18 protein-coding genes are annotated in these 22,195 nt (G+C 65.0%); 5 read left to right on the top strand and 13 right to left on the bottom strand.

The features are described 5' to 3' along the window. Positions 1 to 23: 23 nt before the first annotated feature. Positions 24 to 1,280 carry an adenylosuccinate synthetase gene (locus tag AC3WR3_RS08700; protein WP_139435583.1) on the bottom strand — a complete coding sequence of 419 codons (1,257 nt, stop codon included), beginning with the start codon at positions 1,278 to 1,280 and terminating at the stop codon, positions 24 to 26. 169 nt (positions 1,281 to 1,449) lie between these two features. On the opposite strand from AC3WR3_RS08700, the gene AC3WR3_RS08705 reads away from it, so the two are divergent. Next, positions 1,450 to 2,358 carry a LysR family transcriptional regulator gene (locus AC3WR3_RS08705; protein ID WP_247625795.1) on the top strand — a complete coding sequence of 303 codons (909 nt, stop codon included), beginning with the start codon at positions 1,450 to 1,452 and terminating at the stop codon, positions 2,356 to 2,358. A gap of 78 nt (positions 2,359 to 2,436) precedes the next feature. On the opposite strand, the gene AC3WR3_RS08710 is transcribed toward AC3WR3_RS08705, so the two are convergent. Continuing rightward, positions 2,437 to 3,765 (bottom strand): TAXI family TRAP transporter solute-binding subunit, encoded by a 1,329-nt coding sequence (locus AC3WR3_RS08710; protein WP_492291650.1) that lies wholly within the window; start codon positions 3,763 to 3,765, stop codon positions 2,437 to 2,439. A gap of 122 nt (positions 3,766 to 3,887) precedes the next feature. Continuing rightward, a complete protein-coding gene (locus tag AC3WR3_RS08715) occupies positions 3,888 to 5,030 on the bottom strand; it encodes a MalY/PatB family protein (RefSeq protein WP_492291651.1) in 1,143 nt (380 codons plus the stop codon). A gap of 162 nt (positions 5,031 to 5,192) precedes the next feature. On the opposite strand from AC3WR3_RS08715, the gene AC3WR3_RS08720 reads away from it, so the two are divergent. After that, positions 5,193 to 6,365, top strand: a complete 1,173-nt coding sequence (locus AC3WR3_RS08720) for an MFS transporter (RefSeq protein ID WP_043128994.1) — start codon at positions 5,193 to 5,195, stop codon at positions 6,363 to 6,365. Positions 6,366 to 6,439: 74 nt separating this feature from the next. Here AC3WR3_RS08720 and AC3WR3_RS08725 read toward each other — a convergent pair whose 3' ends face one another. Together AC3WR3_RS08725 and AC3WR3_RS08730 are read right to left on the bottom strand one after the other, a co-directional pair. Then, the gene (locus AC3WR3_RS08725) at positions 6,440 to 7,324 is read right to left on the bottom strand and encodes a LysR family transcriptional regulator (RefSeq protein WP_139435575.1); all 885 of its coding nucleotides are present in this window, start codon (positions 7,322 to 7,324) and stop codon (positions 6,440 to 6,442) included. A gap of 87 nt (positions 7,325 to 7,411) precedes the next feature. Further along, on the bottom strand, positions 7,412 to 8,167 hold the full coding sequence (locus tag AC3WR3_RS08730; protein ID WP_139435573.1) for a YciK family oxidoreductase: 756 nt from the start codon (positions 8,165 to 8,167) through the stop codon (positions 7,412 to 7,414). 224 nt (positions 8,168 to 8,391) lie between these two features. On the opposite strand from AC3WR3_RS08730, the gene sohB reads away from it, so the two are divergent. Then, positions 8,392 to 9,399, top strand: coding sequence for a protease SohB (gene sohB, locus AC3WR3_RS08735; RefSeq protein ID WP_492291652.1), 1,008 nt, complete (start codon positions 8,392 to 8,394; stop codon positions 9,397 to 9,399). An 89-nt stretch (positions 9,400 to 9,488) separates the two neighbouring features. On the opposite strand, the gene astB is transcribed toward sohB, so the two are convergent. Further along, complete coding sequence (astB, locus tag AC3WR3_RS08740; RefSeq protein WP_202046423.1) at positions 9,489 to 10,826, bottom strand: N-succinylarginine dihydrolase; 1,338 nt, start codon at positions 10,824 to 10,826, stop codon at positions 9,489 to 9,491. Between the two features lie 360 nt (positions 10,827 to 11,186). Here astB and topA point away from each other — a divergent pair, with 360 nt between their 5' ends. Then, positions 11,187 to 13,808, top strand: a complete 2,622-nt coding sequence (topA, locus tag AC3WR3_RS08745; protein WP_247625799.1) for a type I DNA topoisomerase — start codon at positions 11,187 to 11,189, stop codon at positions 13,806 to 13,808. Positions 13,809 to 13,922: 114 nt separating this feature from the next. Beyond that, the gene (locus AC3WR3_RS08750; protein ID WP_162852227.1) at positions 13,923 to 14,093 is read left to right on the top strand and encodes a hypothetical protein; all 171 of its coding nucleotides are present in this window, start codon (positions 13,923 to 13,925) and stop codon (positions 14,091 to 14,093) included. A gap of 20 nt (positions 14,094 to 14,113) precedes the next feature. Here AC3WR3_RS08750 and AC3WR3_RS08755 read toward each other — a convergent pair whose 3' ends face one another. The 7 genes from AC3WR3_RS08755 to AC3WR3_RS08785 form a co-directional block, all read right to left on the bottom strand. Continuing rightward, the gene (locus tag AC3WR3_RS08755; RefSeq protein ID WP_342057755.1) at positions 14,114 to 14,470 is read right to left on the bottom strand and encodes an MGMT family protein; all 357 of its coding nucleotides are present in this window, start codon (positions 14,468 to 14,470) and stop codon (positions 14,114 to 14,116) included. 77 nt (positions 14,471 to 14,547) lie between these two features. Beyond that, positions 14,548 to 16,101 carry a methyl-accepting chemotaxis protein gene (locus tag AC3WR3_RS08760; protein WP_492291653.1) on the bottom strand — a complete coding sequence of 518 codons (1,554 nt, stop codon included), beginning with the start codon at positions 16,099 to 16,101 and terminating at the stop codon, positions 14,548 to 14,550. Positions 16,102 to 16,301: 200 nt separating this feature from the next. Continuing rightward, positions 16,302 to 18,167 carry a beta-N-acetylhexosaminidase gene (locus AC3WR3_RS08765; RefSeq protein WP_492291654.1) on the bottom strand — a complete coding sequence of 622 codons (1,866 nt, stop codon included), beginning with the start codon at positions 18,165 to 18,167 and terminating at the stop codon, positions 16,302 to 16,304. Positions 18,168 to 18,400: 233 nt separating this feature from the next. After that, the gene (locus AC3WR3_RS08770) at positions 18,401 to 19,273 is read right to left on the bottom strand and encodes a glucosamine kinase nucleotide-binding domain-containing protein (protein WP_492291655.1); all 873 of its coding nucleotides are present in this window, start codon (positions 19,271 to 19,273) and stop codon (positions 18,401 to 18,403) included. Then, positions 19,266 to 19,391 (bottom strand): hypothetical protein, encoded by a 126-nt coding sequence (locus tag AC3WR3_RS08775; RefSeq protein WP_492291656.1) that lies wholly within the window; start codon positions 19,389 to 19,391, stop codon positions 19,266 to 19,268. Before AC3WR3_RS08775 ends, AC3WR3_RS08770 begins: the two co-directional genes overlap by 8 nt. Next, a complete protein-coding gene (locus tag AC3WR3_RS08780; protein WP_492291657.1) occupies positions 19,384 to 21,099 on the bottom strand; it encodes a glycoside hydrolase family 9 protein in 1,716 nt (571 codons plus the stop codon). The genes AC3WR3_RS08775 and AC3WR3_RS08780 overlap by 8 nt, the downstream gene beginning before the upstream one ends. Before the next feature lie 100 nt (positions 21,100 to 21,199). Continuing rightward, positions 21,200 to 22,192 carry an ABC transporter ATP-binding protein gene (locus tag AC3WR3_RS08785; RefSeq protein WP_139435555.1) on the bottom strand — a complete coding sequence of 331 codons (993 nt, stop codon included), beginning with the start codon at positions 22,190 to 22,192 and terminating at the stop codon, positions 21,200 to 21,202. Positions 22,193 to 22,195 lie beyond the last annotated feature (3 nt).

The following is a 22,195-nucleotide window of genomic DNA, read 5'->3' on the forward strand; positions in this document are numbered from 1 at the left end:
CTTGCTGACAGCCGTGAGGCGGCTTAGCGCAGTATCATCTGCTCGCGGCCCGGGCCGACGGAGACCATGGGAACCGGCACACCCAGCAGGGCTTCGATGCGCAGCACATAGTGCTGGGCAGCCTTGGGCAAGTCTTCGAACTTGCGGATGTGGGAGATGTCTTCGCTCCAGGCTTCCATGGACTCGTACACCGGCTTCAGACCGGCGGTTTGCGGCCAGATCGGGTTCTCGGTGTTGGCACCTTCGTAGGCCACGCAGATCTTCAGATCCGGCATGCCGGAGAGGCAGTCCAGCTTGGTCAGGGCGATCTCGTTGGCAGCCTGGATCTCCAGACCCTGCTTGGTGGCGACCGCATCGAAGTAACCGATGTCACGGGGACGGCCTGTGGTGGCGCCGAACTCGTTGGCGAACTTGCGGAACTCTTCCTGGTTCTCCATGGCGGTGATCAGGGTGCCTGTACCCACAGAGGTACTGAACGCCTTGGCCACGGCAATCACGCGCTCGGGGCGCAGGGCCGGCAGGCCGCCGCCGATGCCGGCGTAGGCGCCGGAGACGTGGGAAGAAGTTACCCAGGGGTACTCACCGTAGATGAGGTCACGGCCGGCGCCCAGCTGGGCTTCGAACAGCAGGGTGCCATTCTGGGCCTGGATGGCCTTGAGCGGCTCGCTGACGTTGCAGACGGCGTCGATCCAGGGGGCGGACACTTCCAGCAGCCAGTCGGCCATCTCCTGGGCGGTCTGCTTGAATTCGAAGCTGGGGTAGAGGGCTTTGAGCTGCGGCAGTTTCCAGTCGAGGAAGAACTGGATGCGCTCGACCAGCACGTCCGGCTGTTTCAGCCAGCCCACCAGGATCGCCTTTTTCATGACCCGATCACCGTAAGCCGGGGCAATGCCCTGACGGGTGGAGCCATAGGCACCATCACCCAGACGAACTTCTTCCAGGGTGTCTTCCAGGGCGTGGATCGGCAGGCAGAAGGTGGCTCTGTCAGAGATGGCGAGTTTGGGAGTCACGCCGGCGGCCTTCACTTCGGCCAGTTCCTTGGTCAGCGGCTCCGGGCTGATGACCATGCCAGGGCCGAGCACGACCAGGCAATCCGGGTTGAAGACGCCGCTTGGCAGCTGGTGCAGCTTGAAGGTGCCAAGATCGTTGACCACGGTGTGGCCGGCGTTGTTGCCGCCCTGGAAACGGATGCTGGCGGCGGACTGGCCTGCCAGATAATCGACGATGCGGCCTTTGCCTTCATCACCCCAGTTAGCACCTACGACTACGATAGACGACATGACTCTTTCTCCTAAGACGTTAGGCGTCCATCCTAGGAGCCCTGTGCGGATTAGAAAAATTAATTATCTTTATAATTCCGATAAGTAAGTCATATAATTGTGGCCAATTTATCGGCAAAGCCCCGCCATGACGCGCCACCCCGCGCCGGCCGTGGGTGAGAGTTACCTCATGTTGGATATTCACTGGTTAAATACCTTCGTCACCCTGGCCCGCCTGCAGCACTTCGGCCAGACCGCCACCGAACTGCACATGACCCAGCCCAACGTCAGCCTGCACCTCAAGAACCTGGAGCAGGCCACCCGGGTCAAGCTGATTGAACGCAGCCCGTTTCGACTGACCCAGGCGGGGGAGCGATTGCTGCAAAGCGCCGAGCGCGCCATCAACGAGCTGCAGCTCTGCCAGTCCGATCTCAACGCCCTCAGCCAGCTGAGCCAGGGGACGCTCGCCATCGCCGCCAGCGACATCATCTCGCGCCTGCTGCTGATCCAGCCGTTCCAGCGCTTCAAGCAAGCCTTTCCCGGCATCGATCTCACCCTGTTCAACACCACCTCGGATCAGGCGGCGGATCTGGTCAGGGCGGGCAAGGCGGATCTCGGCTTCGTGATGGCGCAAAAGCGCAGCGAGCCGCTCTTCTACACCGAATTGCAGCAGGTGACCTGGTGCGCGCTGGGGCAGGGGCTCACCCGCTGGCAGGCCCGTGCCAAGGCCGGGGAGAGCGATCCCCTCGACGAGCCCACCCTCATCCTGCTGGGGCACGACACCCGCACCCGGGCGCTGATAGACCCTTCCTTGCCCCTGCTCGGGCTGCCGAGCTGCCGCATCATGGAGGTGGGCAGCGTGGATGCCCAGCTCGACTGGGCGGAGGCGGGCTTTGGCGTCGCCATAGTGCCGGATTTCTCCCTCCACCCGCGGCTCAAGCTCACCGCCCCGGTGACCCGGCTCACCGACTTCCCCGGCACCAGCCTGGGGTATGTGGTGCGTCAGAACCAGGTGCTGTCGCGGGCCATCAAGCAGTTGCTGCACTGGGTGGAGGAGGAGATCCAGCGCCCGGACTCGCTGCCGCTTCCCAAGGGATAGGCCCGGCGCCGCTCGTCGGCGCACATCCGGATGACAAGAGGCCACCCTTGGGTGGCCTCTTGCACTGTGCTCTCCCCGTCATTGGACGGGGGCGGGCGTCTCGCCGGTGAGCGGCGAGGCACCGCTTGGGCTGCCCGGTGCGGGCGCCTCGGTCGGTGCTTGCGCTGTGCCCTTTGCCGCCGAGGGGGTGGTGATCCCGGCCGCGTCCGGCTCGCTGCCCTGCGCCGACCTTGCCTCTGCCGGCGTAGGTTGCGTGGTCAGCGCCGGGGCTTGTTCGGTCGTCACCGCATCCGAACTGGCCGGCAGGGTGGCGCCGGCGGGTTGCTCCGGCAGCACCTCAGCCCCTTCCAGCGGGGTGGCCGCACTGGTGGGGGCGGACGGCGCCGTGGGGAGCGCTCCCGAGGTGGCCTCGGCCCCGGAGGGCGCATCGGGCAACAGGGTCGGCGCGGCATCCAGCATGCCGGGATGGAGCGGGAGTATGTCTCCCGCCTGCATGGATTCGGGGGTGAGCGTGGTGAGCGCCGGGTGCAGGCGAGTGAACTGCTTGAGATTGCGGCTCAGCACGTCGCGCAGGGTGCGCACCTGATCTTCAGGCAGGCTGGCCTCGGCCACCAGCTCGGCGGTCACCGCAAAGGTGGCGACGGAGCTGGTCTGCCCCGGGTAGAGGTTGGCGCCGATGCGGCTGCGCTCATAGTAGGGATACTGCTTGAGCAGCTTGTCGACCTGCTCCCCCTCGATGGGAATGAGGCGGGCCTGGCAGCGACCGGTCAGATCGCCTATTCCCTGGTTGGGGTGGCCGGCGACCAGGAAGGCGGCATCCAGGGTGCCGTTGCAGAGCCCCTCCAGCCGGTTGCCTGCCGAGGCGACGGGGGGCACGGCGAACTGGCTCTCCTGCCAGCCCATGGCGTCGAGCAGTGCCCGGCTGGTGACCCTGTCCCCGGAGTTGGGGGCGCCGAGATCGACCCGCTTGCCTTCGATGTCCGCCAGGGTGGTGATGTTGCTGGTGGCGCTGGCGAGCAGGGTCAGGGACTCCTTGTGGAGCCGCAGCAGGCTGCGCAACTGCGCGTTCGGGCTCAGGCCCGCGAAGGGGCCGCTGCCGTGGGCCGCATGGTACAGGACATCCGACTGCACCAGCGCCAGCTGGATGTCGCCCTTGGCCAGCGCGGCCAGGTTGGCGATGGAGCCCGAGGTGCTCTGCACGGTGCAGTGCAGCCCGTGGTTGCTGCTGTCGTCGTTGAGCAGACGGCAGATGGCGCCCCCCGTGGGGTAGTAGACGCCGTTGAGCGCCCCCGTGCCTATGGTGACATAGGCGGGGGTGGCCGAGAGGGGCTGTGCCAGCATGGCCGCCAGCCAGGGCAGGGCGGCAAGTGACAGGCGCGACAGGTGACGCAGGGCTCGTGGGTGCATAGTGAACCGGAACAATGGCTGAAAAAAGGATGAGCCAGGCTCATCCCGTCATGTGTCACATCTTATCTATATCAGATGTGAACCTGAATGGCTTTCACCATTCCCGTCAAGGGGGCTCCTTGTCAGATCGTGCGCTGGAGAATGGCCTTCTCCATGCGCGCCAAGGCTTGGGTGAGGCGAGCCCGGGTGCAGCCAAAGTTGAGGCGCACGAACTGGCCGTCGCCAAACTGGGCGCCCGGGGAGAGACCGACCCCCGCCTGCTCGAAGAAGGCGACGGGATCGTCCAGCCCGAGGGCGCTCACATCGATCCAGGCGAGATAGGTCGCCTGATTCTTTGCCAGCTTGATGCCGGGCCAGCGGGCCACCGCCTGCTCGATCAGCGCCAGGTTGGCCCTCAGATAGTCGAGCTGTTCGCTGAGCCACTGCTCGCCGCCCTCGTAGGCCGCTTCGGCGGCGACAAAGCCCAGCAGGTTGACGTCGGCGCTGATGCCGCGCATCGCCTGTTGCAGCTTGAGCCGCAGGCGGGGGTTGGGGATCACGGCGAAGGAGCAGCACAGGCCGGCGATGTTGAAGGTCTTGCTCGGCGCCATCATGACCGCAGAGCGCTCGGCGGCCGACGGGCTCAGGGCACCGTAGGGAATGTGGCGGGCATCCTTGTCCAGCAGCAGATCGCAGTGGATCTCGTCCGAGCAGACCACCAGGTTGTGGCGCTCGGCGATGGCGTCGATGGCGAGCAGCTCCTCGCGGGTGAAGACGGTGCCCCCCGGATTCTGCGGGTTGCACAGCAGCAGCAGGTCGGCGGAGGGAGCCTGGCGCTCCAGCTCTTCCAGATCCAGCACCCAGCGTCCGGCCTCCTCCATCATGGGGACGGTCAGCAGGGGGCGATCGTTGAAGCCCGGCGCCTGCAGGAAGGGGTAATAGACCGGCTTGGGGGTGATGATGCCACGGCCGTGCTGGCTCCAGGCCTTGCAGGCGAGGTTCAGACCGGGCACCACCCCCGGCAGGAAGACCAGCCACTCCGGGGATATGGTCCAGCCATAGCGCTGCTGCAGACGGGTGATGATGAGTTCGATCAGCCGGGGGGAGGGGCGGGAATAGCCGAAGACGCCGTGGGCCACCCGCGCGGTGAGGGCCTCGATGACGGCGGGGGGCGAGGCGAAATCGGTGTCGGCCACCCACATGGGCACGACATCCTGACCCTTGTACTTGTCCCACTTCAGGCTCATGGTGCCGCTGCGATCTATCTCCCGATCAAAATCAAACATGTGAAATCCTTGTACTGGCCAGAGGGTTTACCAATGTACGGACTTGGACGTGGCCTCGCAAGCCTTGAGGTGGCTGTTGATAATCGCATAAAATAATCGCTGTCATGCTGTACATCCGCCGGCTTCTGGCTTCCTTTTCTCTTCCATATCAATGGTATCTCTATGAGTTTGCTGAGTGCTGCCCGCAAGAGGCCGGATCCCGTCTCTCTCTCTTTCCTCGCCGTGACCTTCATGACCGGGGTGGCGGTGGCACTCCAGGTGCCCACCTTGAGCCTGTTTCTGGCCGAAGAGGTGCAGGTGCGCCCCTTCCTGGTGGGGCTCTTCTACACCGTCAACGCGGTGATCGGCATCCTCATCAGCCAGTGGCTCGGCCATCGCTCCGACAACGGGGGGGATCGCAAGCAGCTGATCCTGCGCTGCTGCCTTGCCGGCATAGTGCTCTCCCTGCTGTTTGCCTGGAACCGGCAATACTGGCTGCTGGTGAGCCTGGGGGTGGTGCTGGCGAGCCTCACCGCCACCGCCAGCCCCCAGCTGTTTGCCCTGGCGCGGGAATACGCCGACAGCCGCAACAAGCGGGCGGACATGTTCAGCTCTGTGCTGCGGGCCCAGTTCTCCCTGGCCTGGGTCATCGGGCCGCCGGCCGCCTTCGCGCTCGCCATCGGCTACGGCTTCGAGGTGATGTATCTGGCTTCCGCCCTGGCCTATCTGATCTGCGCCCTGGTGGTCTGGCGCTGGCTGCCCTCCCTGCCGCTGCCGAGCAGCCAGGGCGGGGGTGAGCGGGTCAGCAGCTGGCGAGATCCTTCGGTGCGGGCGCTCTTCATCGCCTCCACCCTGATGTGGACCTGCAACAGCATGTACCTCATCAACATGCCGCTCTACATCACCCGCGAGCTGGGGCTGGAGGAGAAGCTGGCCGGCATCCTGATGGGCACGGCGGCGGCCCTGGAGATCCCCTTCATGCTGCTGGCGGGTTACTACACCCGGCGCTTTGGCAAGCGGCCCATGATGCTGCTGGCGGTGCTGGCCGGGGTCGGTTTCTACGCCGGCCTGGTGACGCTGTCGAGCCAGGGGGCCCTCATCGCGCTGCAACTGCTCAACGCCATCTTCATCGGCATAGTCGCCGGCATCGGCATGTCCTATTTCCAGGATCTGATGCCGGGTCGGGCCGGGGTAGCGACCACGTTGTTTGCCAACAGCATCCGCACCGGCTCCATCATGGCGGGTGCCATCGCGGGGACAGTGGCGGAGATCTGGAGTTTTCACGGGGTCTTCATGGTGGCCACCGCATTGGCGCTGGCTGCGCTGGCCGCCTGCTGGCGGGTGCCCAATGTGTGAGGCGCCCCTGGCGGGCGCTGCGGCATTGACGCCGGCGGGGTAAGAAGAGGCCGGCCGCGGTGGCCGGCGGAGCATTACTTGCCGTTGTCGGCCTGGTATTCGTTGCGCAGGCAGCGCAGCAGCAGCTCGGCCGCCGGGCCCAGGGCATCGGTGGAGGGAGTAAGCAGGTAGGTGTAGAGGTAGCGCTCGCTGCCGCCGGCCAGATCGAGCTGCACCAGGGCGCCGCTGGCGAGCTCCTCCCGTACCAGGTGGCCAGGTACCCAGGCGTAGCCAAGGCCCAGGCGCACCATGCTGAGCACCTCGTGATAGTGGGTCGCCTTCCAGCCGGTGTCGTCCGCATCGTTCCAGTCCACCGAGCGGTGGATGGGCGGGTGCAGGCTTATCTGGTTATGGCTGGCGAGCAGCTCCGCCGTGATGGGCTCCTCCTGCCCGGCGAGGGGATGCCCGGCCGCGCACAGCGGCAGCAGGCAGACCTCGTCCAGCGGCAGGCCGGTGCGATCGTGGGGCAGGTGCTCGGAGAGCATCAGGTCCCCCACCTGGAGCGCATTGAAGTGGCAATGGATCCGCTCGTGCAGATTGATGCGGCAACCCCGGCTGCGGGGATGGAAGTGGGCCAGCGCCCGGTAGAGCCGGTCTCTGGGTTGCAGCGCGGAGACATAGAGGTTGATCTGCGGCTCCCACTGGCGCTCCAGGTTGTTGGCCAGGTTCTCCAGCTCTTCCACCTGCTGGCTGAGCTGACGGGCCCGCTTGAGGAAGATCTCCCCCGCCGGCGTCAGCACCGCCTTGCGCCCCCTCACCTCCAGCAGGGCCAGCCCCAGGCTCTGTTGCAGCTTGGCGACCGCATGATTGAGGGAGGATTGGCTCTTGTTCAGCGCCTCTGCGGCCTGGGCGTAACCGCCACAGTCCACCACGGCCTGGAAGATCCGCCATTGCTCAAACGTGCTCTTGGGACGAAACATAGTGCAACCTGTCAGGGGCCGATGGGATTCAACAGGGCGCGACTGGCACCCCTCTTCACTTTAACCCCATCTGGTTAGTTTGTTGATTTATTTGGGCTGGGCCACGAAGGTCTGGCCTGTCTTGCCACGGCTGTCCGGCCCCATCAGATAGAGATAGAGCGGCATCAGGTCGGCCGGGGTCTTCAGCAACTGGGGATCTTCCGCCGGGAAGGCGCTGGCCCGCATCCTGGTGCGGGTGCCGCCCGGGTTCAGGGTGTTGACCCGCACCCCGGTATTCTCCAGCTCGTCCGCCAGCACTTCCATCATGCCCTCGACGGCGAACTTGGAGATGGCATAGGTGCCCCAGTAGGCGCGCCCTTTTCGCCCCACGCTGGAGGAGGTGTAGACGATGGAGGCCTCGCCGTGCTCCTTGGCGGTCTGGCGAATGAGGGGCAACAGGGCCTGGGTCAGCAGGAATTCGGATTTGACGTTGACCTGCATCACCTCGTCCCACTCCTTCTCCTGGATGTGCTCGAAGGGGGAGAGGGTGCCGAGCAGGCCGGCATTGAACAGCACGCCGTCGAGGCGGCCGAACTGCTGGGCGAAGGTCTCGGCCATGCCGCGGTAGTGAGCGGCGGTGGCCCCTTTCAGGTCCACAGGAACTATGGCGGGCAGGGGGTGACCGGCCGCCTCTATCTGGTCGTAGACCGCCTCGAGCTTGGCGCTGGTGCGCCCGAGCAGCACCACGGTAGCGCCGTGGGCGGCATAGGTGAGCGCCGCTTCGCGGCCGATGCCGTCACCGGCACCCGTTACCAGAATGACCTTGTCCTTGAGCAGATCCCGGGGGGCCTGATAATCGAGCATGTGCACTCCTGTTAACAAATCCGTGACGGATGGGCGCGACAATAGAGGAGGCAAGTGTACTGATCCGGCCCTGCCGTTGACCAGTATGAGACGGCAAAAATGTGAAGAAAACAGGGCGCTAGCCTGAATTGGCGCTGCCTGCCCCTGGCCCATGGCAGAGTTTTTGCACCATGCCGCCAAACTCCTTACTATGTGAAAAAACCGAACATAGCGCGGAGCATCAAGTGGCATTTTTGACCGAATACGGCCTGTTTCTGGCCAAGACCCTCACCTTAGTGCTGGCCATAGGCGCCGTCGTCCTGATGGTGGTGAGCAGCCGTCAGCCCAGAGCCCGCAAGGGGGAGCTGGTGGTGACCGATCTCTCCCGGGAGCTGGAGCAGGGCCGTCATCAGCTGCAATCGGCCCTGGCAGGCAAGGCCGAGCGCAAGCAGATGGACAAGGCACGCAAGGCCGAGGAGAAGGCGCGCGCCAAGACAGGGGACGAGCGCAGTCGGCTCTTTGTGCTCGATTTTCACGGCAGCATGGACGCCAGGGAGGTGGCCTCCCTGCGGGAAGAGGTGAGCGCCGTGATTGGGGTCGCCCGGCCCGGTGACGAGGTGCTGCTGCGCCTCGAGTCCGGCGGCGGCGTGGTGCACGGCTATGGCCTGGCGGCCTCCCAGCTGCAGCGCCTGCGGGACAAGGACATCACGCTGACGGTGGCCATCGACAAGGTGGCGGCGAGCGGCGGCTACATGATGGCCTGCGTGGCGGACAAGATACTGGCGGCGCCCTTTGCCATCGTCGGCTCCATCGGGGTGATAGCCCAGTTGCCGAACTTCAACAAACTCCTGAAAAAGCATGACATCGAGTTCGAGATGCACACCGCCGGCCAGTACAAGCGCACCATCACCATGTTCGGCGAGAACGACGATCTGGGGCGGGAGAAGTTTCGCGAGGAGCTGGGGGCCATCCACGAGCGCTTCAAGGGGTTCGTGGCCGAGCACAGACCCGGCCTCGACATCGACAAGGTCACCACGGGGGAGCACTGGCTGGCGAGTCAGGCCAAGCAGCTCGGCCTGGTGGATGCACTCTGCACCAGCGATGACTACCTGCTGGCCCAGGCCAGCCACCACAAGGTGGTCGGCATCAGCTACCGCAAACCCAAGAGCCTGACCCAGCGGCTAGGCCGCCAGGCCGTACTGGGGCTGGAGGGTGCCCTCGGTCGCCTGTGGCAGCAGAGCCCCTGGCGCTGAGGCACAGTTTATTGGGTTGAAACAAGAGAGCCGGGCATTGCCCGGCTCTCTGTTTATGCTGATGTCGCGGCTTCGCTGCGAGCCTGTGCTCAGCGCTGGAAGGGGTAGACGGAGCCGAGTTTGAGGATCTGGGTCAGCTCGTCCAGGGCGGTGCGGGTCTCCAGCACTAGGGCCGGATCGCGCAGATCGTCCAGCGACAGGCTGTCGCGGTAGTGACGCTCGACCCAGTTGTCCAGACGGGCAAACTGGCTGTCGTTGATGAGGCAGGCCGGGTTGACCGCCGCGAGCTCGGCGTCGTTCATGGCGACCCTCAGGCGCAGGCAGGCGGGGCCGCCGCCGTTGCGCATGCTCTGCTTCACGTCCATGAAATGTACCCCCTTGATGGGGGTGCCCAGGGTCACCAGCCTGGCCAGATAAGCGGATACCGCCGGATTGTCACGGCACTCGGTGGGGGCGATGATCGCCATCTCGCCGGAGGGCAGGGTCAGGATCTGGGTGTTGAACAGGTAGGATTTCACCGCGTCCTGCACCGACACCTCGGCAGTCGGCACCTCGATGAAGTGCAGCTCCCCCTCGCCGAACTTGGTGCGCACCTCGGCCAGGGCCGAGGCGGTGTTGAGGAACGCCTGCTGGTGGAAGAAGAGCACGTTCTGGTTGCCCACCGCGATCACGTCGTTGTGGAACACCCCCTGATCGATCACGTCCGGGTTCTGCTGGATAAAGACGGCGCTCTCTTCCCCCAGGCCGTGCAGGCGGGCGATGGCCTGGCTGGCTTCCAGGGTCTGGCGGGCCGGGTAGCGCTTGGGAGCCGGCTGGGAGACGTCGAAGGCGCTGCGGCCATAGACGAACAGCTCGACCCCGGCCTCGCCATAGGCGCGGCACAGCCGGGTGTGGTTGGCTGCCCCCTCGTCACCGAAGTGGTCGTTCTCCGGCAGGTGCTGGTGGTGGCTGAAGTGACGGTCGTTGTTGAACACGGCGCGCAGGATGCGGCCGGTCACTTCGGGCTCCAGGGAGCGGTGGAACTTGTTGGTCAGGTTGGCGGGGGTGAAATGGATGCGGCCATCCTGGGTGTCGGCGCTCGGCGAGACGGTAGCGGCGTTGGCGGTCCACATGCTGGAGGCGGAGTAACAGGCGGCCAGCACGGCGGGGGCCTGTTTCGCGGCCTGAGCCAGGACGCTGGCATCGTTGCCGGTGAAGCCGAGGCGGCGCAGGGTGGCGAGATCCGGCCGCTCCTGCGGCGCCAGCACCCCTTGCGTCATGCCGAGCTCGGTCAGCGCCTTCATCTTGCGCAGCCCCTGCTTGGCCGCCTCCTTCGGATTGGACGCCTCCTTGGCGTTGCTTTGGGACGCCACGTTGCCATAAGACAAGCCGGCATAGTTGTGGGTGGGGCCGACCAGGCCGTCGAAGTTGACCTCGAAGTGCTTCATGACTACATCCTTTCGATTTTTATATGGGGAGCGGTTCCTTCCGCGCACAAAGCTGCGGCGTGCGGCCATTATAAAGAGATTTCATCCTTTGTAACAAGCTGATAACCAAGATGGTTTTTTATGTGACGGGGGTGGCTGGATATGTCATTTCCAATCTAAAAAAGGGGGGGATATAGCATAAAAACAAAAAAGCGGTTGCTTCCCGCGCGTCCCCTTCGCATTAATAAATAAAGAAGCAAGGCGGTTCGGGCTGCATGGCAAATTTGTTCACAAGATTGCTTTTTCCCGTCAAATCTCTTATACAGCCCCACAAAACCGCACGCCAACCCCGTCGGGTGCAATGAGGATAATAGTTACAGCATGGGCAAATCACTGGTCATAGTGGAGTCTCCGGCCAAGGCCAAGACCATCAACAAATATTTGGGCAAGGACTACGTGGTGAAATCCAGCGTCGGTCACGTGCGCGATCTGCCGACCAGCGGCAGCGCCAGCACAGAGCCCAAAAAACCTGTCATTCGCGGCATCAAGCTCAGCGAATCCGAGAAGGCGGCCAAGGATCGCAACGCCCTGTTCTCCAGGATGGGGATCAATCCGACCGCAGGCTGGCAGGCCAACTACCAGATTTTGCCCGGCAAGGAAAAAGTGGTCAGCGAGTTGCAAAGTCTGGCCGCCAAGGCCGACACCATCTATCTCGCAACCGACTTGGATAGAGAAGGGGAAGCGATCGCCTGGCACCTGCGGGAGATCATCGGCGGCGACGACAGCCGCTACAAGCGGGTGGTGTTCAACGAGATCACCAAGACCGCGATCCAGGAAGCGTTCGCCCAGCCGTCCGAGCTGAACATCCACCGCGTCAACGCCCAGCAGGCCCGTCGTTTCCTCGACCGGGTGGTGGGCTACATGGTCTCCCCGCTGCTCTGGAAGAAGCTGGCCCGCGGTCTCTCCGCCGGCCGGGTGCAGTCCGTCGCGGTGCGCCTCATCGTCGACAAAGAGCGCGAGATCAAGGCCTTCGTGCCGGTGGAGTTCTGGGATCTCAACGCCGACCTGCTCACCGCCGAGAAGAGCGAGCTGCGGATGGAAGTGGTCAGCCGCAACGGCGTCGACTTCAAGCCGGTGACCCAGGCCGAGACCTTCGCCGCCGTGGCCGCCCTCGAAGGGGTCGACTACAAGGTGGTGAACCGGGAAGACAAGCCGACCGGCTCCAAGCCGTCCGCCCCCTTCATCACCTCCACCCTGCAGCAGGCGGCCTCCACCCGGCTGAGCTTCGGGGTCAAGAAGACCATGATGATGGCCCAGCGTCTCTACGAAGCGGGTTACATCACCTATATGCGTACCGACTCCACCAACCTCAGCAAAGAGGCGGTCGAGGCGGTGCGGGAATATATCGGCGAGCAGTATGGCGCCGCCTATCTGCCGAGCGAGCCGAACCTCTACGGTGCCAAGGCCAATGCCCAGGAGGCCCACGAGGCGATCCGTCCCTCCAGCGTGCAGGTGACTGCCGAGATGCTGGAAGGGATGGAGCCGGACGCCATGCGGCTCTATGACCTCATCTGGCGCCAGTTTGTGGCATGCCAGATGACCCCGGCCCAGTACGACTCCTCCACCCTGACCGTCAAGGCGGGCGAGTTCGAGCTCAAGGCCCGTGGCCGCACCCTGCGCTTCGCCGGTTGGACCAAGGCCCTGCCGCCCATGGGCCGCAAGGGGGAAGACAGCCAGCTGCCGGCGGTGACCGTCGGCGAGATCCTCAAACTGGTCAAGCTGGATCCCCGTCAGCACTTCACCAAGCCGCCCGCCCGCTTCACCGAGGCGGCCCTGGTGCGCGAGCTGGAAAAACGCGGCATCGGCCGTCCGTCCACCTACGCCTCCATCATCTCCACCATCGTCGATCGCGGCTATGTGCGGGTCGAGAGCCGTCGCTTCTTCGCCGAGAAGATGGGGGAGATCGTCACCGATCGTCTGGTGGAGAACTTCGTCGAGCTGATGAACTACGAGTTCACCGCCAAGATGGAAGACAAGCTCGATGGCATCGCCGAAGGCAGCCTGGAGTGGAAGAAGGTGCTTGACGCCTTCTACGCCGAGTTTACCCAGGAGCTGGAGCAGGCCGACAAACCGGCGGAAGAGGGGGGCATGCGTGCCAACCAGATGGTGCTGACCGACATCGACTGCCCGGACTGCGGCCGCAAGATGGGCATTCGCACCGCCACCACAGGAGTCTTCCTCGGCTGCTCCGGCTATGCCCTGCCGCCCAAAGAGCGCTGCAAGAAGACCATCAACCTGGTCAGTGCGGACGAGTTCGTCTCCGCCACCGACGGGGACGAGGCCGAGACCGAGGCGCTGCGCGCCAAGCACCGCTGCGGCGTCTGCGGCACCGCCATGGATGCCTACATCATCGACGACAGCCGCAAGCTGCACGTCTGTGGTCGCAACCCGGACTGCGACGGTTACGAAATCGAGCAGGGCCAGTTCAAGCTCAAGGGCTATGAAGGGCCGAGCATCGAGTGCGATCGCTGCGGCTCCGAGATGCAGCTCAAGAACGGCCGCTTCGGCAAGTACATGGGTTGCACCAACGAGACCTGCAAGAACACCCGCAAGATCCTGAAAAACGGTGACATAGCGCCGCCGAAGGAAGATCCGGTGCCGCTGCCCGAGCTCAAGTGCACCCAGTCCGACGCCCACTTCGTGCTCCGTGACGGGGCGGCCGGTCTCTTCCTCGCCGCCAGCAACTTCCCGAAATCCCGTGAGACTCGTGCGCCTCTGGTGGAGGAGCTCAAACGCTTCCGCGATCGGTTGTCGCCCAAGCATCAGTACCTGGCGGACGCTCCGGCGTCAGATCCTGACGGTAACGCATCCGTGGTGCGCTTCAGCCGCAAGAGCAAGGAGCAGTACGTGATGACCGAGGTCAACGGCAAGGCGACGGGCTGGACCGCCCATTACGACAATGGAAAGTGGCAGGAAAGTCTGGCCAAGGCGAAGAAATCCTGACGCGCCATTGCTCACATCATGATGAAAGAGGCCCCGTACAGGGGCCTTTTTATTGGGAGATGGCGGTATACTGAGAGGGCTGCATGGATGGCAGCACAAGACAGGGAGGTTGTCATGGAGATACATGAAATCCGGCCAGGCATGACCTGCCTGACGCGGGAAGGAACGGCCTATGTGCTGGAAGTGGACAGGCAGAGTCTGCTGGTATTGCTGCAGCGGGAAGACGAGACCATACCGGTGCAGGTACGTTGCGACGACATCCTGGGCCCCCTTGCCAGCGACTAGCGACGGCGCCCTGACAGGCGCTAGAACGGGATCAGAAAGAGCAGCTCGGCGAGGTCGGGCTGCCACTGCCACTCCCGCATCCTGACCCGCCCCTTGATCACCGGCACCCCCTCTTCCTGCAATCTTCCTACCTGTTCATCAAAACCCGCCGAGCCCTTGGGCAAGGAGATGGTACCGCCTGCGCCCAGCACGCGATGCCAGGGCAGCGTCTTGTCCGTCTCCCGCAACACTTTTCCCACCAGCCGCGCCCGCCCGGGCAGGCCCGCGAGATCGGCGACCTGGCCGTAGCTCACCACGCGGCCGACCGGGATCAGGGCCAGGATAGCCTCGATGCGCGCCACCTTGTTCAAGGGGGAAGGGGGAGGGGTCATCATCATGGTGCGTTACTCGGCGTGAAACAAAAGCGCCATCATTGTGGCGCTTCCGTGGTCTGGGGGGCAACAGGGGATCCGGCTCAGCCGAAGGTCTGGCTCAGCCCCCTGAGCTCGCTGGCGCGCTTGAGCAGCTCCTGGCTGGAGTTGTCCACCGCCTGGATCTTCTGGCTGTTGGCGCGGGAGTACTGGGAGATCTGGTGGATGTTGCGGCTGATCTCCTCCACCACCGCCTGCTGCTGTTCGGCCGCGGCGGCTATCTGGGTGGAGAACTCGGTCACCTGATCGATCTCCCCCAGCACCAGATGCAGGTTGCCGGAGCCCTGGCGCGTCATCAGGGCGCACTCGCGAGTCTGGGCCAGGTTGTCCTGCATCATTCCCTGCCAGCGACCCAGGGTCTGCTGGATCTGGCGGATGCTGCCCTGGATCTGCTCGGTCGCCTTGTGGGTGCGGGTGGAGAGGGTGCGCACCTCGTCCGCCACCACCGCAAAGCCGCGTCCCTGCTCACCGGCCCGGGCCGCCTCGATGGCGGCGTTGAGGGCCAGCAGGTTGGTCTGCTCGGCGATGCCCTGGATCTCGCCCATGACGCTGCCGATCCGCTCGGATTCGTTCGCCAGCTCGACGGCGGAGTGGAAGGCATGCTCCGCCTGCCTGGCCAGCAGCTCCATCTGCTGCTCGGTCTGATCCAGCTGCTGCACAGTATGCTGGCAACTGCTGCGTGCCTCTGTCACCTGGCTGTTGGTGTCCTGGATGTTGCGCGCTATCTCGTGGGCCGTGCTGGCCATCTGGGTCATGGCGGCGGCCATCTGCTGGGTCTGGGCATCCTGCTCGTTGATGTCGAGGAAGGCTTGATGGGAAGAGTCCTGCAGGTCGGTCGCCAGGGTCTGCAGGGGATGGGTGGCGTCGTTGACCCGACCCAGCACGGTACGAATGCGGGCCTGCAGCATCTTGAGATGGAAATCGGCGATGGCGCCGGGGGCGTCCCCCGAGTAGACCAGCCGGGTCAGGCTGTCATATTGCTGACCGAGCCGCTTGAGGTAGCGTGGCAGCGAGATGAGTTCGCGCCAGTAAGTGCCGGCGACGGCCAGCAGGGGCAGCAGCATCAGCAGCACCGTCAAGGCTCCCTGGGAGAAGGCCGCCCAGCCAAAGAGCAGCAGCATCAGCAGGCCGAGCAGCAGGGGTCTGGCACCGTGCAGGGAGGGCAGCTTGCTGGCGCCGCCCTGTTCGGCCTTGAGCAGGGCCTGATAGGCCTGGGCGGCGACCCGCTTGAGCTGGGGTTCCGGCTTGCAGCGCACCGACTGGTAGCCGCTTATCTTGCCGTTCTCGTAGATGGGGGTCACATAGGCGTCGACCCAGTAATAGCGGCCATCCTTGCAGCGGTTCTTGACCATGCCGCGCCAGGGGTTGCCCTCCTTGAGGCGATCCCAGAGGTCGGCGAAGGCGGCCTTGGGCATGTCGGGGTGACGCACCAGGTTGTGGTTGTGTCCGACCAGTTCATCGACATGGTAGCCAGCGATGCGGCAGAAGGCGGGGTTGGCGTAAGTGATGACGCCGCGCAGATCCGTGGTGGAGACGAGTTGCACGTCGGCGGGGAACTCAACTTCACTGTCCTGGATCTGGACGTGTTTGCGGGCCATAGGGATAAGCTCCGATGCGTTGCTGGTTGTTATTGTGGTTGAGCCGGATGCTGGCCCGGGCGCAGTGCGTCTTGCCCGGCCTCATCGGGGGCCTTATTTTGCCAACAAAGGCGGAGTAAAAGTAGGGGCCAGGTTGGATTTCTGTTGTTTGGTGGTAAAAAAATGGCGACCAAAAGGTCGCCAAAAAGAGAAAGACAACACTACCTCTGTGGCACCCGGTAACGCACCTGTAACTGATCGAGGATCTGCAGCTGGCCGGGCAGACGGGCGGCGAAGTGCTCCCACGCCTTGCGGGCGGGGTCGCTCCAGGCCACCTCGGCGGTCGCCAGCATGCGCGGGAACAACATATAGTCGAGGCGATCGCGAGAGGTGATCAGCTCCGACCATAAGGGGCTCAACACCCCCAGGATGTTATCGTTGGCATGGAAATCGGCTGGGGCCGGGTCACATGCGTAGACCTGCGCCAGATTGAGGGTGCCCGCCCAGTAGAGGCCGGGTTCATGGATGTCCTGGCTCCAGGCGAGATCCAGATAGAGGTGCTGGGCCGGTGCCATCACCACCGGATAGCCCGCCGTCGCCGCGTCGAGTCCGGCCTGGAAGCTGGTCCAGGCGAAGATGGTGGCGTCCCGGCTCACCTTGTCGCCGTGCAATATCTCCTCCCAGCCCAGGATCCGCTTGCCCTTGCCGGCCAGGTACTGCTGGCAGTGGCGCAGCAGGTGGCCCTGCAGCTCGCGGCAATCCTGATACCCCTGCTGCTTCATCAACTGCTGGCAGGCGGGGCTGTCGGTCCAGACCCCGGTCGGTACCTCGTCCCCCCCCATGTGCACCTGAGTGCCGGGGAAGAGCGCGCACACCTCGTCGATCACCGCCTCCAGGAAGCGATAGGTGCCGGGCAGGGCAGGGTTGAGCACGTTGTCGTCAAAATATTGCACCGAGAGGTAGCGGGAGTGGTCCGCCTCTTCCCGCAGCAGCTCGGGCAGCGCCTTGATGGCCGCGTGGCAGTGACCCGGGATGTCTATCTCCGGGATGATGGTGATGCCGAGTCCGGTGGCATAGGCCACCAGTTCGCGCACCTCGCTCTGGGTGTAGTAACCGCCATAGGGCTCGGGGCCGCCGCTGAGCTGGGGACCGACCGCCAGGTCATGTCCCCGCCAGGCCGCCACCTCGGTCAGCTGGGGGAAGGCCTTGATCTCGAGGCGCCACCCCTCGTCATCGGTCAGGTGCCAGTGGAAGCGGTTGAACTTGTAGAGGCTCATCTGCTTGAGCAGGCGCTTGAGGGTGGCGATGGAGTGGAAGTGGCGGGCGCAGTCGAGGAAGATGCCGCGAAAACCGAAGCGCGGTGCATCCTCCACCTCGAGGCAGGGCAGGCTCTCCCCGTGTTGCAGGGCCCACTGGGCCAGGGTCACCAGACCGTGGCGCCAGCCCGCCTCGCCGGCGGCCCGGATGCGGATCTCCTCGGGGGTGATGACGAGCTGGTATGCCTCCGGCGGGAGCTGGGCCTCGACCAGGTGGATCTCGGCGTCGTGATCCTGAGTCAGGGCCAGCCCCGTCAGCTCGTTGAAATGGGCCAGCAGGGGAGCGAGGGAGACAGGGCCGCTGACATGGGCCCGCTCGGCCAGGCGGAAGTTGCCCTCCGGCAGCCGCAGCTGAGCCGGCTGGGGCACTATGCCGTTGGCGGGCTCCACCTCGGGCAGATCGGGGGCCGCCGCCGGGCTCGGCGGCAGGCCGAGATCCTGGCCCGCCTGCACCACGGGTTGCAGCTGGGCCTGGGCGCCTTGGTCCGTCAGGCTGAGGAAGAAGCCCTGGGGCAGATCGGAGTAGCGTTTGATGGGGGTGTTGCGGCAGCAAAAACGCAGCTCGCTGACCCCCTCATGGGGCACCAGTACCTTGTAGCTGCCGCTCTGGCGCGCCAGGGAGCCCCCCTCCACCGACTGGGGATCTATCTGGCGGGTCAGGCAGAAGTGCAGCTTCCAGGGGCTGGCCGGGAGCTGGCTCAGGGTGAAGCGGAACCAGACGTCTTCACCGTCGCGACGGTCGATCTGGGTATGGATCAGGGGTGCAGACATGGGTATTCCTCTGATGGGGTGAACAAGATGGGAGCCTCTCCCGCAGGTGGCCCGGCGTGGACAGGGCTCAGGGATGCAGGCATGGGTAGGCCTCCGATTGGGCAAACGGGGTTGTGCCCTTTCCAGCGCATCGTTCACACCCGACAGGGCTCAAGGATGCAGGCATGGGTAGGCCTCCGATTGGGCAAACGGGGTTGTGCCCTTTCGAGCGCATCGTTCACACCCGACAGGGCTCAAGGATGCAGGCATGGGTAGGCCTCCGATTGGGCAAACAGGATGGCGCCTTCCAGCGCATCGGCTTGCGGGTGAACCAGGTTGAGGTGCCCCAGGCGAGGGGTCAGGCGCATGCCGACGCCGCCCAGCAGGGCGATGCGGTCGGCTCCCAGCAGCCTCATGCCCTCCAGCAGGGTCTGCAACTGGGCGCAGGTTTCATCCAGCAGCTGGTTGGCGAGCTCGTCTCCGTCGCTGGCGGCGTCGAACACCCAGGGGGCGAAGCGGCCATAGTCGGCGGGAATGGCGCGGGCGGCCCAGCGCACCACCTCGGCCTGATCCCGCTTGAAGTGATCGAGCAGGCGCACGGCGAGCAGGCTGGGAGGCAGGATGCCGTCGTGGCAGAGCAGGGATTGCTGGATGGCGCGCAGCCCGAGCCAGGCGCCGCTGCCGAGATCCGAGATGGGGAAGCCGCGCCCTGAGCAGGTATGCAGCTGACCATGGCGGTAGATGAGCCCGGCGGACCCTGTGCCGGCGATGAGGATGGCTCCCTCGTGGCCACCAAAGGCGCCGAGGCAGGCGCCGAAGGCGTCGGAGGTGAGCCTGACGCTCGCGAAGGGGAAGGGCATCTTAAGCAGGGCGTGGTAGCAGTCGGCCAGCTCGGCGGAGGCGAGCGCCAGTCCCACCCCCATCCGCTGTTCGCACTCGATGCCAAGCCCGGCGGCAAGGCGGGCGCTGGCGATGGCCGCCAGCACGTTGGCGTGGGCGAGGGGGATGCCGAGCTCCAGGTTGGAGCCCGCGGCGCGCCCCTCTCCCAGCACTCTGCCCCCCTTGTCCCGAATGCGGGCGCGGGTGTGAGTCCCCCCGCCATCGACCCCGACCCAGTACTCAATCATGACGGGCCTCCGGCGCACTCTGCCAGCTGATGGCCAGGGCGAACCAGACTGCATGGAGGATCCGCTGCTCTCCCCAGTGCCAGTTATGATCGAGCCTGTCCTTGTACGTTTCAATCATGACTAGCCCCCTGTGTGCTCTGCCAGCTGATGGCCAGGGCAAACCAGGCGCCGTGGGGGATCCACTGCTCACCCCAGCGCCAGTTCTGATCCAGTCGATCCTTGTACTCATCCGGAATAAAGGCCACCTCATTCTCGTCATCGAACCCGGCGGTGATGCCGTTGCAGATCCCCCCGGGTGCATTGGGATATCCGGCGGTGTAGCTCGGGTTGTTGATGCCGTGCCCCGCCAGCATGCAGGCGTTGAAGGGGTTCTGTCCGAGGATCCAGTCGAGCTGGCGCTGGCCGAACGTCATCAGGAGTGCGCTCTGGTGGGGGAAGTGGCGGGCCGCGGCGAAGGCCATGGCGGCGAGGGAGGCCAGCCGGGCGTTCTCCCCCTGCCACCAGTAACCGGACTCGTTGTGGTGGGGCATAAAGAAGCTGACTCGCGCTTCTTCACCAACGCCCTTCACATATTGGCGGGCCAGGGCGAAGGGGTTGCCCGCCCGGGCGGCGAGGGCCAGCTCGGCGGCCAGCGCCTGCTGCACCACGGCACTCACCCGGGCGCGGCGCTCCTGATCCGGCTCGACCCCCAGGTATTCCAGCAGGGCCAGCACCGGCAGACCCGCCTCGGCGGCGTGGTAGTAAGGGCGCGAGCCGTCGTCGTTGGCACTCCAGTAGTGGCCGAGCTCGGGGTGGGGGCGCTGACGGGCGCAGAGCCTGCCGGCCCTGTCCCTTGCCTCCCCGAGCCAGTCGCGGCCAAGGGTCTGGGTCAGCTCCACCGCCGCCAGCAGGGCGCAGTAGTCGTCTATGATGTTCTCGCAACCGTCGTCCAGGTAGGCGAGGTTGTGTTCGCGCAGGTGCAGGTAGCCGCGCCTGGCCGCCCCGGCGTAGTGGCTGGTATCAAAATCGCCGCCGGTCTGCTCGCGGGCTGCCCGGGCCAGGGCGGCGATGGCCATGCCGCCCCCCTGGCGAAAGCCCGCCTGCCAGCTGGCGGATTTGAGCCCCTGCTGGGTGGCGTAGGCGCACAGCTCGCGCTGCTCGGGATCCTTGCTCCACTTGTCGAACAGAGTCATGTAGAAGAAGCCACTCTCATCTTGCATCCGGCAGAGAAAATCCGCCCCGTGCAGCCCCTCGTCACTGAGCCGCTTGCAGAGGTTCAGCCCGTCGATGTCCCGGCGCGTCGCCAGGAGCGCCCGGCTCTTGAGCAGGCTCCACACCACCAATGGAGTCTGCTGGGGATTGAGGTAGTTGGCGTAGGAGAGGTGGCTCAGGTACTTGCTCATGTCGCCGCTGGCATCGAACCAGCCCCCGTGCACATCCTTGTGCCGGTCGGTGCCAAACAGGCGGGCGTTGCGGTCGGCTCGATCGAAGGTGCCGCTGGCGCGCTGCCCCTTGAAGTAGTGAATGACATCGGAGAGGCAGCGGCCGGTCAGCAGATCCTGGCCTATGGCGAAGCGGGTGGAGCGGACTATGCCCTGGGCTGTTATCGCCTCCAGCCGGTAGTGGCCGGACTCCTTGAATGCAGAGAAGTCGGCGCGCCAGTAAGCGCGCCCCTGCCAGCCGGGCACCTGGCCTGCGGCCTGGAGAGGAACCTCCAGCAGGAGGCGGTCATCATGGAGGCGGCGCAGTCGCACCAGGCCGCTTATCTCCACGTCGGCGGCGGTCTGCAGCAGGGCAATCTTGTGTCCGTCACACTCGTAACCCACCTGATTGATCAAGAGTTCCATCCAGCTTTACTCCCTGGTCTGGGCAATGAAGGGGCCTCGCGAAGAGGCCCGGGTGAAGGTGTCGCGGGCCGGTAAGGCCGCCCCCGGCGTGGGGGCTGGCTTATTCGTGCAGGTAGCAGCGCACGAAGTGGTTGTCGGCAAGCCGGGTCACGGGAGGCAGGCTCTCCTTGCAGCGCGCCATGGCCTGATGGCAGCGACCGGCGAAGGGGCAGCCCCGGGATTCCGGGGTCCAGAGCGGTATCTCCCCCTTGCGGCCCCCCTCCAGCTCGGCGTGGATGCTCTTCTCGGGGTCGGGCACCGCCGAGATGAGCAGCTGGGTATAGGGGTGCTGGGGATGGTGCAGTATCTCGTCCACCTCCCCCCACTCCACCATGTGCCCCACGTACATCACCGCCAGATCTTCTGCCACGTAGCGGGCGGTGGCGATGTCGTGGGTGATGTAGAGCATGGAGACGCCGAGCTCGTTCTTCATCTGCTCCATCAGGTTGAGGATGCCGATGCGAATGGAGACGTCGAGCATGGAGGTGGGCTCGTCTGCCAGCACCACTTCCGCCTCCACCGCCAGGTTGCGGGCGATATTGACCCGCTGGCGCTGGCCGCCGGAGAGCTGGTGGGGATACTTGGCCGCCGTCGCCTTGGCCGGGGTCAGCCCCACTTTCTCCAGCAGGGCATAGACCATGTCAGGCAGCTCCCGCTTGTCGCTCACCTTGCTGTGCAGCAACAGGGGGCGGGCGATGTGGTGGTAGATGGTGTGGGTCGGATTCAATGAACCGAACGGATCCTGCCACACCATCTGCACGCTCTGGCGATAGTCCAGCAGGGCGGTGCCCTTGTTGAACTCCTCCAGATCCCGGCCCCGGTAGAGGATGCGGCCATTGGAGAGCTTGTACATCTTGGCGATGATCTTGGCGATGGTGCTCTTGCCGGAGCCCGACTCCCCCACCACCGCCAGGGCGCGGCCCCGGTGCAGGTTGAAGGTGATGTCGGAGAGGGCCCGCATCTTGCCGCTCTTGATGGCATTGGAGTTGACGGCGAAGTCCTTGTAGAGATGCTGGACCTCGATGATGGGCGCGTCGGTTTGGGCGATTTGCATGAC

It is taken from the genome of Aeromonas sp. EU05-FHT14A05 (genome assembly GCF_058791175.1).